Annotated in this window: 2 protein-coding genes; both read left to right on the top strand. The window is 61.9% G+C overall.

The features are described from left to right. The first annotated feature begins 143 nt into the window (after nt 1-143). The gene (locus tag H0I86_RS18335) at nt 144-11,021 is read left to right on the top strand and encodes a non-ribosomal peptide synthetase (protein ID WP_180921591.1); all 10,878 of its coding nucleotides are present in this window, start codon (nt 144-146) and stop codon (nt 11,019-11,021) included. After that, nucleotides 11,018-18,133: a non-ribosomal peptide synthetase gene (locus tag H0I86_RS18330; RefSeq protein WP_180921590.1), complete on the top strand. Its 7,116-nt coding sequence runs from the start codon at nt 11,018-11,020 to the stop codon at nt 18,131-18,133. The genes H0I86_RS18335 and H0I86_RS18330 overlap by 4 nt, the downstream gene beginning before the upstream one ends. The last annotated feature ends 261 nt before the right edge of the window (nt 18,134-18,394 follow it).

The raw sequence follows: 18,394 nt of genomic DNA, 5'->3' as shown, positions 1-18,394 counted from the left end.
TGGTTTGTACCTTGGCTTTTTTTGTGACGATTCTGCGTTGCGCGCATGCGCTTGCGCGCAAGTAATCTGTTTTAGGCTTTAAGGCCTGAGGTGGTTCAGGGATGAGTAGCATTAGTAGTGTTGCGGGTGGTGGGGATTTCGCTTTGACTTCTTCCCAGATGGGGGTGTTTTTAGGTCATGAGTTAAGCGACTTACCGCAGGTCTACAACGGTAGTGACTACTGGTTGATCAGGGGCAGGGTGGATGTTCCCTGTTTTAAAAGGGCGGTTTGTCGGGTGGTCGCCGAGGCCTCTTCGTTGCACATCCGCCTCTATCGAGAGTGTCATGAGGTTCGGCAGACGCTTGAGCCGCAGGAGGATTTCGATCTGGAGTTCATTGACTTCAGCAACGCCCCGGAGCCCTTGGCCATGGCACGGGAGCACATGTTCGGCGACACTGAACAGGCCTGTGATTTATTCGTCTCCCCCCTGTTCAAGTTCACGCTTATCTGCCTTTCGGCGAATGAGTTCATTTTCTATCAGCGCTATCATCATATCGTTCAGGACGGACTGGGTAGCCATCTGATTATCCATAGACTGGCTGAGGTCTATAGCTCCCTGCTGGTTAATCAGGTGCCGACGCCAGGTTCCTTTGGTCCTTTCGAAGAACTTGTTGCTGCTGATATAGCCTATCGCAACTCGGCAAAGTTCGAGCGTGACAGAGAATATTGGACGTCGCGTTTTCAGGATGTTCCAGAACCCTTGAGCCTGGCGCGTAAAGAGGCACCGCTCGCCGGAACTTGTCGTTACAGGAAAGCGTTTTCTTCAGGCGTGGTAACACTGCTGCATGAATTGCCGGAGAAGTTGGGTTGCAACTTTTCCCAACTGCTCATAGCCCTGACCTGCATGTATCTGTACAAGATGACCGGTCAGCAGGAAGTGGTTGTCGGCCTGCCTGTCACCGGGCGCGTGGGAAAGTCCCAGAGAAATATCCCAGGGTTGATGTCGAATATTCTGCCCATACGCTTGAGTATCTTGCCTAAGCACAATTTGCAGGATGTCTTGAGCAAGGTCAGGAGGGAAGTCAAGGCCACCTTGCTTCATCAACAGTATCGTTATGAAGACATATTGCGTGACTTGAACCTGCTGGCAACCCAGCAGGAGCTGTTTAAAGCGACTGTCAATATAGAACGTTTTGGCAGAACGCCTTTGTTTGGTGAGGCTGTGGCGTCCCCGAACAATATCGCCAATGGCCCGGCAAAAGATCTGAATATATTTTTCTTTTGTGATGATGCAACTGAAAATATTGTTCTGGGCATGGATGCGAACAGTCTTCTGTATGACGAATCGCAACTGGAAAGCTATGCCGATGGCTTGCAGGGTCTTTTTACTAGGGTCTTGAATAACCCCCAGTCGCCTGTGGGGCTGTTCAACTTGCTTTCGCCGCAGGAGGCGCAAAGAGCCCTGCTCGAACCCAACCAGACGAGTTGCGAGTTGCCCCGTCTTACGCTGCCGGAGTTGTTCGAGGCCCAGGTGGAGAGGACCCCTGAGGCACTGGCGCTCGGCCACGGCGATGAGCAGCTTACGTACAGGCAGCTCAATGATCGGGTCAACAGGATGGCCCATTTGCTCGTCGAGCTGGAGGTGTCAAGGGGGGACGGGGTAGGGGTCTCGCTGTCACGTTCGACGTCGATGTTGGTGGCCCTGCTGGCTATCGCCAAGGTCGGGGCTACCTACATCCCGATGGATCCCTATTATCCGCAAGAACGGCTGAACACTATTGTTGAAGTGGCCAAGCCGGTTCTGATGCTGGTCGAGCGCAGTGGCCGCTATCGGCCTGCTCGCGGGGTGAGATGCTGCGCGCTGGACGATGCTCGGGTGCAGGAGTGGCTCAGTTGCCTGTCTTCGCAAAAAAAACTTCGAACGACTGGCGCTGGGCTCGATGCGGCCTATGTACTGTTTACCTCGGGCTCTACCGGGACGCCCAAGGGCGTGGTCATTCCCCATGGCTGCCTGAGTAATTTCCTGTTTTCCATGCAGCGGCAGCTGCAGTTGCAGACAGGTGACCGTTTTCTGGCGACCACCACCCTGGGCTTCGATATCGCCGGCCTGGAGCTGTTCCTGCCGCTGATCAGCGGGGCGCAGGTCATCATTGCCTCCCGGGAAGCGGCGGTCGACCCGATGTTGCTGGCGGCGCAGATCAGCCACCACCGGATCACCCACCTGCAAGGTACGCCTGCCCTGTGGCAGGGGTTGGTGGAGTACCAGCCGCAAGCCCTGGCATCCCTGACAGCGCTGGTGGGCGGTGATTCGCTGGGCAATCGCCTGGCCGGGGAAATGTGCCGCCTGGCGCAACGGGTCTATCACGTGTACGGCCCGACCGAGACCACGATATGGTCCACCTTGCACCGCTTGGACAGTGACGCTGACGAAGCCTTGTCGATCGGCAGTCCGATTCTCAATACCCAGGTTTACATTCTCGACTCGGGCCTGCAGCCGCTGCCCGCCGGCCAGGCCGGCGAGTTATATATCGCCGGACAGGGGCTGGCGCGCGGCTATCTTTCGCGGCCGGACATTACCAGTGACCGTTTTGTCGCCAATCCCTATGGGGAAAAAGGCAGTCGGATGTACCGCACCGGCGACCTGGCCTATTTCGGGACGGACCAGCGCTTGTACTTCCTGGGACGTGCCGACAATCAGGTGAAAATTCGCGGTTACCGTATCGAGCTGGGGGAAATTGAAGCGGCGCTGGGGCTCTGTCCCGGGGTGAAAAATGCGGTGGTCGTGGCCCGGGCCGAGCCAAAACAGCTGGTGGGTTATGTGGTGGCCGATGAAGGTCAGGCGTTATCCAGTCAAAAACTGCGCGAGGCGGTCGGCGAACAACTGCCGGATTATATGGTGCCGGCGGCGATCATGATATTGCCGGTGTTGCCCTTGACCCCCAACGGCAAAGTCAATCGCGCGGCGCTGCCGGTGCCGACGTTCGAGGCCCGCAGCGTGCAACTCGCGATAACCTCCCAGGAACAGGTGCTGTGCGGTGTATTTGCCGAGGTGCTGGCAATCGCTCCACCGGGGATCGACGAGAGTTTCTTCGACCTGGGCGGCCATTCGCTGCTGGCAATGCAATTGGTCAGTCGCCTGCGTTCGATATTCCAGGTGGAGCTGCCGTTAAAGGCCGTGTTCGATGCGCCTACGGTCGGCCAGTTGTGTGAGGTGATTGGGCGCAGCGGGCTTGCGCCCTCGCGCGCACCGTTGGAAAAACAACCCCGCCCGCTGCTCCTGCCAATGTCTTTTGCCCAGCAGCGTCTGTGGTTTCTTGAGGAGGTGTCTCCCAGCTCCGCCTATAACATGCCGTTGGTCCTGCAGATGACGGGGGGGCTGGACGAGGTGGGCCTGCGCCTCGCCGTGCAGGATGTGCTGTTGCGTCACGAGAGCCTGCGCACGTTGCTGTCGAGGCAGGAAGGCGTGGCGGTCCAGCAGGTCGTCGAGGCCACGCAACTGGTGTTCCAGCTCGAGCGTCAAGAAATCGAGGCCGGGCAGTTGCAGCAGTGCTTGCTACAGGCCTGCGGGCAACACTTCGAGCTGTCCCGGGAGTTGCCGGTCAAGGGCGTGCTCTATGCCCTGGATGCCGAACATCATGTGCTGCTGTTGCTGGTTCATCACTCGGCTGGAGACGGTGGTTCGCTGCGGCCGCTGATGAACGATCTGGCCACGGCATACCGTGCCTGGACCCAGGGCGGCGCGCCGGATTGGCCAGCGCTGCCTGTGCAATATGCCGATTATTGTCTCTGGCAACGGCAACTGCTGGGGGATGAGCGAACTCCGACCGCTACCTGTGAACAGCAGATCCAGTACTGGAAGCAGCAACTCGCCGGTCTGCCTGATGAGCTCAGGCTGGCCACCGACCACGCCCGTAGAGCCTTGCCGAGCCATCAGGGGGGCCAGGTCGCGCTGGACCTGCCTGCGTCGCTGTACCCGGCGCTCCAGGCGTTGGCGCAAAGCAATGGTGCCAGTCTGTTCATGGTGCTCCAGGCCTGCCTGGCACTGTTTCTCCATCGCATGGGGGCGGGCACTGATATCCCATTGGGCACGCCGGTCGACGGGCGTACCGATCAGGCGTTGACCGAGTTGGTCGGTTTTTTCGTCAACACCCTGGTGCTGCGTACGGATCTCTCCGGCGATCCCGATATGCCGACACTGATTGCCCGAGTGCGAGAAACCACCCTGCAAGGGATCGCCCATCAGGATGTCCCCTTCGAGCGGATCGTCGAGGAACTCAATCCCGTTCGCTCGCTGTCCCGGCATCCGTTGTTCCAGATCATGCTGGTGTTGCAGAACCACGAGCGCTCCACGGCGGACTTTTCCCCGCTGAAGGTCGAGCAACAGGAACTGCAAGTCTCCACGGCAAAATTCGATCTGTCATTCGTCTTCGATGAGGACCGTGGGTCGGGGCTGCTGCGCGGTCATATCGAATACGCCACGGACCTCTATGAGGTGCGCACCGTAACGGCTTTGGCCGAGCGCCTAGTCAGGCTGCTCGAGGCTGTCGTCGAGCAGCCGCAGCAACGTATCAGCCAGTTTGCCTTGCTGGCGCCAGAAGAGCGCAGGCAAGTGCTGCAGGCCTGGAACGACACCTCTCGGCCACTACCGGAAGGCAGCCTGGCGGCCTTGTTCGAGCGCCAGGTGCGACGTACTCCCGAGGCGATCGCGGTCAGCGCGGGGCAGCAGCGCCTGAGCTACAGGCAGTTGAATACCCTGGCCAACCGGTTGGCCCATCGACTGACAGTGCTGACCAACGATCGCGAACCCTGTATCGGTCTGTTGCTGGAGCGCTCGATCGAATGTGTGGTGGCGATGCTGGCGACGATCAAGATGGGCGGTGCCTACGTGCCTCTGCGCCCCGGCGACCCTGTCGAGCGCCAGCAAATGATGCTGGATGACGCGGGCGTGCGGATCCTGCTGAGCGAGTCAGCGATGGGGAGGCCGGCGCTGCGGGTGGAACAGGTGGTATTCGTCGATGAGGACTCGACGCTGTTCGCCGAGGATTTCGATGATCTGCGGCTCCAGGTCGCCCCCGACAGCCTGGCCTACATCATGTATTCCTCGGGTTCGACCGGTGCGCCGAAAGGGATTGCGGTTACCCAGGAAAACATCATCGGCCTGGCCTGCGATCAGTCTTGGCGCCAGGGTGACTATCAGCGGGTGCTGCTGCATTCGTCGATAGCGTTCGACGCCTCCACCTTCGAGTTTTGGGTGCCGTTGCTGCATGGCGGACGGTTGATCGTGGCACCCAGGGGAGAACTGGATGTCGCCACCCTGGCGGACATCATCGTGCGTGAGGAAGTCTCGGCGCTGTGGCTGACAGCGGGCTTGTTCCGCCTGATCGCCGAAGAGGAACCGGGTTGCCTGGCCGGTGTCCGGCAGGTTCTGGCCGGAGGCGATGTGTTGCCCAAGGCCGCCGTGGCGGCCTTGCTCGCCCGTCATCCACAGCAGACGATCATCAATGGCTACGGCCCTACTGAAGCCACCACCTTTACCACGCTGCACAGGATGAACTCGAAACCGCCGCACACCACCTCGGTGCCGATCGGATCGCCACTGGACAACACCCGGGTCTATGTCCTGGACGACTATCTGCAGCCGGTGCCGGTGGGGGTCCGGGGCGAGCTGTATATCGCCGGTTCCGGCCTGGCCAGGGGCTATGTCAATAACGCAGGGTTGACGGCCAGGCACTTTGTCGCCAACCCCTTCGGTGCCCCGGGCGAGCGTCTATACCGCACTGGCGACCTGGTGCGCTGGCATGCCGATCAGGTGCTGGAGTATCTCGGGCGCGGTGACAGTCAGTTGAAAATTCGCGGTTTCCGAATTGAAACCGGGGAAGTGGAGGCGGTCTTGGCGCTGTGTCCAGGCGTTGCCCAGGTACTGGTCAAGGATTTCGAGGACCGTCCAGGTAACAAGCAGCTTGTGGCTTATGTCATTGCGCAAGAGGGGGTGAGCTGCGGGCAGGCGGATGTGATTCTGCATGCCAGAACGCATTTACCGGACTACATGGTGCCCGCGGCGGTGACGCTGCTGGAACAGTTCCCGTTGACGGCCAATGGCAAGATCGACCAGCGGGCGCTGCCGGCGCCCGAGTTCATTGGCGGGCAGGGGCGTGATGCGCGCAACGTTCAGGAGGATCTGCTGTGCCGTCTGTTCGCCGATACCCTGGGTGTGGATGCGGTCGGCATCGATGACAATTTCTTCGAGCTGGGCGGGCATTCACTGCTGGCCATGCGTCTGATCAACAGTATCCGCAAGACGTTCAATGTCGAGTTGAGTGTGCGCAGCCTGTTCGAGGCGCCTTGTGTGGCGCAGCTCGGCGAGCAACTGACGCAGGGCGCTCCGGCCCGTCCGGCCTTGCAGGCCAGGCCGCGTCCGGAACAACTGCGGTTGTCCTTCGCGCAGCAACGGTTGTGGCTGATCGATCGCATCGAAGGCCGTAAAGCCACCTACAACATGCCACTGGTCGTGCACCTGGATGGCACTGTGGATGAGCAGGCGCTGGCGACCGCCTTGAACGATGTGGTGCAGCGCCACGAGTCGTTACGCACCCGGTTTCATGAGCAGTCCGATGGCCAGGCGTATCAGTACATCGTCAGTGCCGAGGCTGCGGCCTGTGAGTTGCTTTGCCACGATGTCACCGCCGAACAGCTGCCCGGCGCGCTGGCGCAGGCCAGCCAGCATCTTTTCGACCTGGCCCGGGAAAACCCGTTCCGCGCCTGGCTGTTCCGCCAGGGCCCGCAGCGCTCGGTACTGTTGCTGTTGATGCACCACATCGCCAGCGACGGGGCTTCCCTGGAACCGTTGCTGGAGGACTTCTCGGCAAGTTACAACGCTCGCCTCCAGGGGCAGGCGCCACAGTGGCAGGCGCTGAGCGTGCAGTATGCCGATTACACGCTCTGGCAGCGCGACCTGCTGGGGGATGGACATGACGCTGAAAGTACGCTGAGCCGGCTGCTCGATTACTGGAAGAAAACCCTCGACGATCTTCCGCAAGAGCTGCCGTTGCCGTTTGATCGGCCGCGCGGACTGACCGCCAGTTACCATGGCGAGCACCTGCAGTTCCTGATCGAGCCGGCGCTGCACCAAGCCTTGCAAAACTTGGCGCGCCAGCACAATGCAAGCCTCTACATGCTCCTGCAGGCCGCCTTGTCGGTATTGCTGAACCGCCTGGGAGGCGGCATCGACATTCCCCTGGGGATGGCCATTGCCGGGCGGACCGACGCCGCGCTGGCACCCTTGGTGGGGTTCTTCACCAATACCCTGGTGCTGCGCAGCGATGTCTCCGGCAATCCGTCCTTCAGCACCTTGCTCAAGCGTGTGCGAGAGCAGGCGCTGCAGGCATATGCCCACCAGGAGGTGCCATTCGAGACGCTGGTCGAAGCGCTTAACCCGGAGCGCTCCCTGGCACGGCATCCGCTGTTTCAGGTAATGCTGGTCCTGCAGAATCAGGCCAGGGGAACGCTGGAACTGGATCAACTGCAATCGCGGGTCGAGGTGCCGCAACTGCAGGTGGCCAAGTTCGATCTGACGTTCAATATCATCGAGGGCCAGTCGTACGGTGGCCAGGCAGGTGAGCTCAAGGGGGAGATCGAATATGCCACGGACCTGTTCGATGAACAGACGGTCAGTCGTATCGCCGGTTACTTCATCAGCCTGCTCTCGAGCATCGTTCAGGCTCCACAGACGCCGATCGCTCAATTGCCGATGCTGGCCGCGCAGGAGCGTCAGCAGATGCTCGTCGACTGGAGCGCCAACCTTCGCGAAACGCTGCCGGCCAGGACCTTCCCCGAACAGTTCGAGTATTTCGTGCAACACAGCCCCGATGCGCTGGCGTTGCTCGGTGATGGCATCCGCCTGACCTATGCCCAGCTGAATCAGCGGGCTGAGCGGTTGGCGCGGTATATGCGGATGCAGGGCGTCGGGGTCGAGGATGTGGTGGCTGTCGCCTTGCCACGTTCGGTGGAGATGATTGTCAGCCTACTGGCGATCCTCAAGGCCGGTGCTGCCTACCTGTCGCTGGACCCGGACTATCCGCTGGAGCGTTTGCGCTACATGTTGGAAGACGCCGCGCCCCGGCTCTTGCTCAGCAACCGGCCGATCTCATGCAGGCTTTGCGCTGCCTGTCCTTGCGTGTATCTGGACGATTCCGAAACGCAAGCGCTGTTGGCCGGCCTGAGCGACAGCCCGGCCGTTTCGCTGTCCAGCGGCCTGCAGGTCGATAATGCGGCTTATGTGATCTACACCTCGGGCTCCACCGGACGGCCCAAGGCCGTGTGGGTGACCCATCGCGGTATCAACAGCCTGGCGACGAGCGTGCGGGAGGCATTCAAGATCACGACCCAGAGTCGGGTCCTGCAGTTCGCATCGCCAAGTTTCGACGCGGCGTTCTGGGATATCAGCATGGCGCTGCTCAATGGGGCGAGACTGGTTATCGCCGATGCCGACAGCCTGTTGCCAGGCGAGGCCCTGAGTCGGCTGATCGATGAGCAGGGGGTGACGCACGCCACTTTGCCGCCTGTTGGCCTGGCGGTCATGCCTCGGGAGAATACGCTGCCGACGCTGGACACCCTGGTGGTAGCAGGCGACGCCTGCCAGCCGGAGCTGGTCGAGCACTGGTCCAAGGGCCGACGCATGATTAATGCCTACGGTCCCAGTGAGGCAACCGTCTGTTCAACCTTCAGCCCACCCTTGTCAGGGCGTACTCCGCTGTCCATCGGTTCGCCGATCATCAACAGCCAGGTCTATGTCCTGGATCGATACCTGCAACCTGTGCCGCCGGGGGTGGACGGTGATCTGTACATCGCCGGCCAGGGACTGGCCCGTGGCTACATGAAGCAACCGCAGTTGACCGCCGAGCGTTTTGTGGCCAACCCCTACGGAGCGCCGGGAAGCCGCATGTACCGCAGTGGCGATGTGGCTCGCTGGCGGGCCGATGGCCAGTTGGTCTTTGTCGGGCGGGCGGACCAACAGATCAAGATTCGCGGCTTCCGGGTCGAGTTGGGGGAGATCGAGTCGGTACTGCTTCAGCATGAAGCTGTGGCCCAGGTCGCGGTCATCATGCGCGAAAGCGCCTCGGGCCATAAGCAGTTGCTGGGTTATGTGGTTCCCCATGACGCGGATTTCGATCCGAGAAACCTGCGTCAGTACCTGCTCGCGCAGTTGCCGGACTACATGGTGCCCGCTGCGCTGATCAAACTCGGGAGCATACCGACAACGCCGAACGGCAAGCTGGATCGGCGTGCGCTTCCCGAGCCCGAGAAGACTCAGGGCGATACGCGCAGGGCGCGTAACCGGAAGGAAGGGACGCTCTGCGAGCTATTTGCCGAAGTACTGGCTCTTGAGCACGTCGGGATCGATGACAGCTTCTTCGAGCTGGGTGGTGACAGCATCACGGCGATTCAACTGGTGGCCCGTGCACGGCTCAAAGGCTGGCGTCTGCTGCCCCGGCAGATATTCGAACACAAGAACCCCGCGGCCCTGGCTCAGCAGCTAGAGCCACTTGAGGAGGTGTCTGGAGAAGAGCAGGTCGCCGCCATCGGGACCTTGCCGGCCACGCCGATCATTCACTGGCTGGCGGACAACCCTGGTTCGATCGAGGGTTTCGCTCAATCGGTATTGCTCCAGGTGCCAAGCCAACTGAGCGAGCCGACGTTACGTCAGCTGATGGCATTGCTGGTATGTCATCACGACGTGCTACGGCTGCGAGCGGTACGTCGCACAGGTCAGTCCTGGACGCTGGAAGTCCCCGGCGCCGATCAGGCCGAGTCGGCATTCACGCTGCAGGTGGTCAACGCCGCGGCGCTGGATGACGAGCAGTTGCGCCAGAGTATCGTGGTCCATGCCGAGCAGGCCAAGCGGCGTCTGTCGCCCGAGCAGGGGCGCATGGCGGCGGTGGTGTGGTTCGAGCGCGGGCCGGGCAAGCCGGGTCGTTTGCTCTGGATCTTGCATCATCTGGTGGTGGACGGGGTTTCCTGGCGCATTCTGGTGTCCGATCTGGAGGCTGCCTGGCAGGCGCTGGTCGCCGACAGAATCCCCATGCTGGCTCCGGTACAGACCTCATTTCGAGCCTGGGCCCACAAGCTGGCGGACGAAGCCGCGGGGCGCGCTGGGCAATTGCCGTACTGGTCAGGGGTACTGAATACGCCCGACCCGCTGTTGAGCGCGCGCGCCCTCGACCCCGAGCAAGACACGACGCAACACAGCGCATCGCTGCAGGTGGAGTTGCCTGGCAGCTTTACCCAACCCCTGCTCGGCAGTGTGCCGGCGCTCTTCCATGGCGGGGTCAACGATGTCCTGCTGGCAGCGTTTGCCCTGGCCATCTGTGATTGGCGTCGACGCTTCGCGGTCGAGCAGGGCACAGCGGTGCTGCTGGATGTCGAGGGTCATGGTCGAGAAACCGTGGCCGGCGCCGAGCTATCGCGCACGGTCGGCTGGTTTACCAGCCTGTACCCGGTGTGTCTGGACCCAGGGCGGGTACGGGGCGAGGACCCGACCAGCCTCGGCCAGGCGATCAAGCGAGTCAAGGAGCAACTGCGCCAGGTGCCGGGCAATGGCCTGGATTTCGGACTGCTGCGTTACCTCGACCCGACGACGGCGCCGCAACTGGCCGCCCTGGGTAGCCGACAGATCGGCTTCAACTATATGGGCCGCCTGGCGGCTGGCAACGAGCGCGACTGGGCACCGGTCGAGGACTCGGCGTTACTCGATCCTGCGGCCGATGCCGACTTCGCCTTGCCCCACGGGATTTCATTGAACGCGGTAGCCCGGGAGCGCGCGGGAGAGACAGTGCTGGTCGCCCATTGGACCTGGGCCGAGCAACTGTTCGACGCCACCGATATCCAGGCTCTGGCCGAGCGTTGGTTCCACTGGTTACGGGCATTCTCCCAACTGGGCGATACCTCCGGCGTCGGCGGGCTGACGCCTTCCGACCTGGCCATGGTCAGTGTTGAGCAGTCGGCTCTCGACAAACTGCAAAGCAAGTGGAAGAAGAAAAAATGAATATTGAAGTGCTTGAAATGCTTCCCCTGTCGCCTCTGCAGAAAGGCCTGCTGTTCCATCTGCTCTACGACAGCGAAGGCAGCGATGCCTACCATGTCCAGCAAGTCTTCGAGCTTGCGGGAGCGCTGGACAGCGAGCGTCTCAAACATGCCGTGGAGTGCCTGTTGCAACGCCATCGGCACCTGTGCGCGGGCTTCGAGTATGAAGAGTTGGCCGAGCCGGCGCAGATCGTCTTGAGTGGGTTGCCGCTACCCTGGCGCGAGATCGACCTCAGCCAGCTGCAACCGCAGGCGCAGCAACAGGCCCTGGACTACGAACTGCGGGCCGACCATGCGCAGCGCTTCGATCCGCAGGACCCGCCATTGCTGCGTTTTACCTTGATCAGGCTCAGCGACAAACTCCACCAGCTGGTGTTCACCAATCATCATCTGTTGCTCGATGGCTGGTCGATTCCGGTGCTGCTCCAAGAGTTGTTCACGCTGTATCGCACGGGAGGGGATAACCAGGAGCTGCCTTCCGCGGCCGCCTATCGTCAGTATCTGCAGTGGCTGAACGAGCGCGACAAGGAGCGGATGCGCCAGGTATGGCTGGACACGCTGGAGGGTTTGCCCAGCCCTACCTGCCTGGCCAAGGGCCGGGTCAGTCAGGACAAGCGCCCACAGGCCCTGTGCCGCGACCTGTGCGAGACTCGCACCCTGCAACTGGGGCAACTGGCCAAGCACCTTGGCATCACCGTCAACACCTTGATCCAGGGTGCCTGGGGCGTCTTGCTGGGAGAGATGACCGGCACTCAGGATGTGACGTTCGGGGTCACGGTGTCCGGGCGTCCAGGGGAGCTGGAGGGGGTCGAGCAGATCGTCGGGCTGTTGATCAATACCGTGCCGTTGCGCTTGCGGTTCAGCCTGGCGGAGTCCTTCACCTCGTTGTTGCAACGGGTGCAGGTGGAGCAGGCCAGGCTTCTTGAGTACCAATATCTGGAACTGACCACGATCCAGACCGACAGCGGTCACGACAAACTGTTCGACACCCTGGTGGTTTTTGAAAACTATCCATTGCTCGATGGTGCGAACGATTCGGCGGAAACGGCGCTGGCCATCCGTCTGGCCAGCCACACTGGAGGCGACGCCTCGCATTACCCGCTGGGCCTGGTCGCGGTGCCGGGCAAGCAATTGCAGTTACGCTTCAGCTGGTTGCCGTCGCTGTTCGACGACCCGTCGATCGTGCGCCTGGCGGAGCGCTTCGAGTATCTGCTGCAGGCGATGGTGGAACGCCCCGACAGCCCCATCGGCGTAGTGCCCTTGCTGTTGCCCCGGGAACAACAGGCCCGGCAATGGCCGCAAATGCCGAGCCTGCAAGCGGATGCCAGCCTGATCGAGATCTTTGAGGAGCAGGCCAGGAAAGCGCCGCAGGCCATCGCCCTGAGCGCTGAAGGCGAGCCGATGAGTTACGCCGAGCTCAATCGGCGCGCCAACCGTCTGGCCCGCTACCTGGTGAGCCAGGGCGTGGGGTGCGAGGACATCGTGGCGCTGAGCCTGTCGCGTTCGGCAGAGATGATCGTGGCACTGCTGGCGGTGCTCAAAAGCGGGGCGGCCTACCTGCCGCTGGACCCGCAGAGTCCGTCGCAGCGGATCGCGTTCATTGTGGCCGATGCGCAGCCGCGGTTGCTGCTGACCCAGAAGGACGCCAGGCATTGCACGGATCTGCAGGTGCCCTGCCTGGTGCTCGACGATGAGAGCGGGCGGGGGCTGATCGATGGCTTCAGCGGCGAGGATCTGCTGGCCCGGGAACGGGTACGGCCCATGAGCCCCGACAGCCTGGCTTACATCATCTACACCTCGGGCTCCACGGGAAACCCCAAGGGCGTACTGATTTCCCATCGAAACGTGGTCCGCCTGTTCGCGGCTACTCAGCACGGGTTTCATTTCGATAGCCAGGATGTCTGGACGCTGTTTCACTCCTACGCCTTCGATTTTTCGGTCTGGGAAATCTGGGGCCCGCTATTGCATGGCGGTCGCTTGTTGATCGTGCCCTATGAAACCAGTCGTTCGCCCTCGGCTTTCCTGCAATTGTTGGTCGATGAGCAGGTGACGGTGCTCAACCAGACACCGTCGGCGTTCTATCAACTGATCGAGGCCGATCAACAAACGCCGCAGCAGGGAGACCGGTTGAGCCTGCGCTACGTGATCTTCGGTGGCGAAGCCTTGGACCTGGCACAGCTGCAGCGCTGGTACCTGCGGCATGCCACGGATACGCCGACGCTGGTGAATATGTACGGCATCACGGAAACCACCGTGCATGTCAGCTACCAGGCATTGAATGACGAGCTAGCGCGCGAGCAGCGTGACAGCCTGATCGGTGGAGCGATTCCGGACCTGCGGATCTATGTCCTGGATGATGCCTTGCGCCCGGTGCCCGTCGGGGTCGAGGGCGAGATGTACATTGCAGGAGCAGGGCTTGCCCGAGGCTACTTGAACCAGGTCGAACTGAGCGCCACGCGGTTCGTCGCCGACCCTCACGGAGCACCGGGTACGCGCATGTACCGTTCCGGTGACCTGGCCTGCTGGCGCGAGGATAACAACCTCAGTTATCTGGGCCGGGCCGACCAGCAGGTGAAGATTCGTGGTTTTCGCGTCGAGTTGGGGGAAATCGAGTCGGCCCTGGCCGAGCATGCCGGGGTGGCCAGCGCCGTGGTCTTGCTCCGCGAGGATCGCCCTGGCCATCAACAGTTGGTTGCCTATGTCAGGCTCCATGAGGAAGGAGGGGGCGATACTCAGGCCTTGCGCGATTACCTGGCCAGGCGCTTGCCTGATTACATGGTGCCGGCGGCGATCGTGCCGCTGCCGGCTTTCCCGCTGACCCTCAATGGCAAGCTGGACCGCCGCGCCTTGCCCGCACCAGTGCTTCACAGCCAGGGTAGCCGACGTCATCCGGGCAGCCCGCAGGAAGAAATCCTCGCCAGCCTGTTCGCCGAGGTTCTAGGGGTGGAAACACTGGCGATGGACGATGACTTCTTCAACCTGGGCGGTCATTCACTGCTGGTGATGCGCCTGATCAGTCGGATCCGCACGCGTTTTGCCATCGACCTGCCGATTCGCGCAGTGTTCGAAGCGCCTTCAGTGGCGCAGTTGGCAAAACGCCTGGGTGATGGCCAACAGGCTCGACAAACGCTGACGGCGCAACCGCGTGAAGCGTTCCCCGCGCTGTCATTCGCCCAGCAGAGGATGTGGCTGCTCGATCAGCTGGATGACAAAGCCACGTACAACATGCCTTTGGCGTTGCGTTTGCAAGGCCCGTTGCAGCCGCTTGCGCTGCAAGAGGCGCTGAACGACTTGCTGGCACGCCATGAAATCCTGCGCACGCTTTATTGCCTGAACGGGGAGCGAGCGTATCAACACATCCTGGCGCCAGAGGCTGCCCCTATCGAGCTTGAGTATCACCGGTTAGCCGCAGGCGACCTGGCGCGGCGGCTGGACAAGGCTGCCGCCTGCGGTTTCGATCTGAGCCAGGACCTGCCTGTTCGCGGGTGGCTTTTCGCATTGCCCGAAACCCAGGAGCACGTCCTGCTGCTGGTGCTCCATCACATCGCGTGCGACGGCGGCTCGTTGTGGCCGATCTGGCGCGACCTGGCCGAGGCCTATCGGGCGCGCTGCAACGGCCAGTCGCCGCAGTGGCAGCCATTGCCCGTGCAGTATGCGGACTATGCCCAGTGGCAACAGAAGCTGCTGGGAGATGGCAATGACCGGCAGAGCCAAATGGCCAGGCAGATCGACTTCTGGGTCGAGACCCTGGCGGGAACCCCCGAGGAAGTGACGCTACCGATGGATCGGCGCCGACCATTGGTATTGAGCAACCGGGGCGGGCGCGTCACTTACCGGATTGACGAGCCACTCTACAAACGCCTGAAAGCCGTGGCGCAAGAGGAGGGCGTGACCCTGTTCATGCTGTTGCAAACCGCCATGGCGAGCCTGTTGAGCAAGCTCGGTGCCGGTAACGACATCACCCTGGGCTCGGTGGTGGCGGGGCGTACCGAGGAGGCCCTGGCCGAGTTGGTGGGGTTTTTCGTCAATACCCTGGTGATACGCGTCAGTACGGCGCAAGACCCTGCGTTCAACACGCTGCTGACTCAACTGCGTGAGTATTCGCTACGGGCCTACGTCCACCAGGACGTACCCTTCGACCGCGTGGTCGAAGCCTTGAATCCGCAGCGCAGCCAGTCCCGACACCCCTTGTTCCAGGTCATGCTGGTGCTACAGAACAACAGCCATGGCAGTGCCGATTTCCCGGAGCTGCAGGTCACTGCCGAGCCGATAGGCTTTACCCCGGCCAAGTTCGACCTGACCTGCAACTTCGACCAATGCCTGGATGCACAAGGCCAGGTCGTCGCGCTGGAGGCGCAGGTCGATTACTCCAGCGACCTGTTCGATCACCCGACCATAGTGGCCTTCACCACGTACTTCCTGCGGTTGCTGACCCAGGTCGCCGAACGGCCCGGACAACGATTGAGCCAGATCGAACTGTTGAGCGAAGCGCAAAGGCAACGTTTGCTCGGTAGCCATCGGTCCACGGCATCAGCCTTGCCCAGCCAGGATCTTGCCGCGCTGTTCGCCAGGCAGGTCGCGCGGGCGCCTGATGCGACGGCACTGGTCTGCCAACAGCAGAGGCTGAGTTACGGGGAACTCGATGCCAGGGCCAACCAACTGGCGCAGCGCCTGGTGGCCCGAGGCGTGCAGCTCGAGTCCGGGGTCGGGTTGTTGATGCAGCGTTCCGTCGAATGGGTCATTGCTACATTGGCGGTGATCAAGGCCGGCGGCTTTTATGTGCCGTTGCGCGGCAGCGATCCACGAGAGCGCTGGCAACACATCGTTGACGAGGCGCGGTTGCGCATCCTGCTGGTCGATGAGACGCACAGCACAGTTGCGCTACCCGACGTCGAATTGATCGAGACGGTGACGAGCGGCACTGCGTTGCAGGGGATTTCGGCTGCCATCGACCGCCCGGACCAGGATACGCAAAGCCTGGCCTACCTCATGTACACCTCCGGCTCCACCGGTGAACCCAAGGGCATCGCGATCAGCCACGGCAATATCATCGCCCTGGCCCGCGACCAGCGCTGGAGTGCCGCAAAGCATCGTCGGGTATTGCTGCACTCGGCGCAGGCTTTCGATGCCTCCACCTATGAGCTGTGGACCACCTTGCTCAATGGGCACCAGGCAATCATCGTGCCGGGTGATGAGCTGGATGTGCCGAGCCTGACCCGTGCCATCGTCGAGCACGAAGTGACAAGCGCCTTCCTGACCTCGGGATTGTTCCGGTTGCTGGCTGAGGAGCACGTGGCGTCGCTGCAAGGCATCCAGGAGATCTTTACCGGCGGCGAAGCCATCTCCGGCGATGCGGTCCGGGCAGTTCGCGAGCGCTGGCCGTCTGTCGAGATATCGAATGTGTACGGGCCGACGGAGACCACCACCTTCGTCACCAGCCATCGGATTACCGATGCCGATGTTCCGTACGCTTGCGTTCCCATTGGTCTGGCGCTGGATAACGACCGACTGTATGTGCTGGACGAGCAACTGCAACCTGCGGCCATTGGTGCTCCTGGCGAGCTGTACATCGCAGGCAGTGGCCTGGCCCGTGGTTATCTGAAGCGTCCCGGGCAGACCGCGGATCATTTTGTGGCGGACCCGTTCGGCCCTCCGGGCAGCCGCATGTACCGCACCGGGGACATCGTTCGCTGGCGTCATGATGGGGAGCTGCTCTTTGTCGGGCGGGTTGACCAGCAGGTAAAAATTCGCGGTTTCCGGATCGAGCCGGGTGAAGTGGAAAGCGTCATCTGCACCCATACGCAGATCTCCCAGGCATTGGTCGTCGCCCGGGACAGTGCCCAGGGCGGCAAGCAGTTGGTGGCCTATGTGATCCCGGAACCGGGGCAGGTCTGCGAGGTGTCAGCGCTGATGGCCTACCTGAAGCAACAGCTGCCGGACTTCATGGTGCCCGCGGCGGTGATGACGCTGGCGGGGTTCCCGCTGACGGTAAACGGCAAGATCGACACCCGTGCATTGCCCGCGCCCCGGTTCGTCCCGCGACAGGCACAAGCGCCTCGCTCTCCCAGAGAGGAGCTGTTATGCGAGCTGTTCGCTTCGATTCTGCAACTGGGCCGTGTCGGCATCGACGATAACTTCTTCGAGATCGGTGGGCATTCGCTGCTGGCTGCCCGGCTGATGAATCGGGTCGCTGCCCGGCTGAATGTCCGGCTCGGTATCCGCGCCCTGTTCGAGGCGCCCACAGTTGCCTTGCTCGCCCGGCGCCTGGAAGACGAGGTGCACGACCGCTCGCTGGATGTATTGTTGCCGCTCAAGCGTGAAGGTCAAGACAAGCCCTTGTTCTGTCTGCATCCGGGAGGCGGCCTGGGCTGGTCGTATGCGGGGTTGATCCCTTATCTGGGCGACCATCCGCTGTATGCCCTCCAGGCACGCCGGCTGAGCACCGGGGAGGCTCCGCTTTCTCTGGAGGCAATGGCCCGGGATTACCTGGAGCAGATTCGCCGCGTGCAGCCCCATGGGCCCTATGCCTTGCTCGGGTGGTCGTTCGGCTGCCATCTGGCGCACCAGGTCGCGACCTTGCTGCAGCAGCAGGGCGAAAGCGTATCCTTCCTGGCGTTTCTCGATGGCTATCCGATATGGCATTTGTACCAGCAGATGGAGCGCAGCGATAAGGAGAGCCTCAGGGCGTTGTTCGAGTCACTGGGGGGTGGGGCGCCCGGGCCGGGCGAGGAACTGACCATCGCCAGCCTGAAACTGCGGCTGACACGCAGCGAGCACCCTCTGGCCAGCTACGAGGCGTCGTTGTTCGAGCGAATCCTTGCCGAGTTCCGTGATGCGCCGCGTTTGTTGCGAAGTTTTTCACCGGATCTGTTCAACGGACGTCTGTTGTTTTTCAAGGCGCTGATCCTGGATGAGGGGGGCATGTCGCACGATCCGCAAGGCTGGCAGGCGCATGTCGCCGACGGGATCACTGTGCATGAGATCGACTGCAGCCATGAAAACATGCTGGGCCCACAGGCCCTGAGCATCATCGGCCCGACGCTACAGCAGGCTCTGCAGGCCATGGAGCGTTGATGTTCGCCCGGTACACCAGCTTGATCTACAGTCATCGGAAGTCTTGGAGCGTGCTCTGTTGAGCCCGCCAGTGGGGGGGCGCCCCAGGGCGCACCCTGATGGTGCTTTTTCGCTCAGGACAGGGTTTGGCCCACCTGTTGCCTGCCAATGACCGAATATGTCGCAGCACCGCAAGCAGCGGGCTTGCCGCACTCGTTAAGCTGCGCAACGGATGAGCACCTGTAAAGGCATTGCCCGACGGTACCTGGGCAGTCGTTTTTG

This window comes from Pseudomonas chlororaphis subsp. aurantiaca, from assembly GCF_013466605.1.
GTDB lineage: Bacteria > Pseudomonadota > Gammaproteobacteria > Pseudomonadales > Pseudomonadaceae > Aquipseudomonas > Aquipseudomonas chlororaphis_I.
The sequence above is the reverse complement of the archived record's forward strand: the minus strand, read 5'-3'. Positions and strand labels throughout refer to the sequence as shown.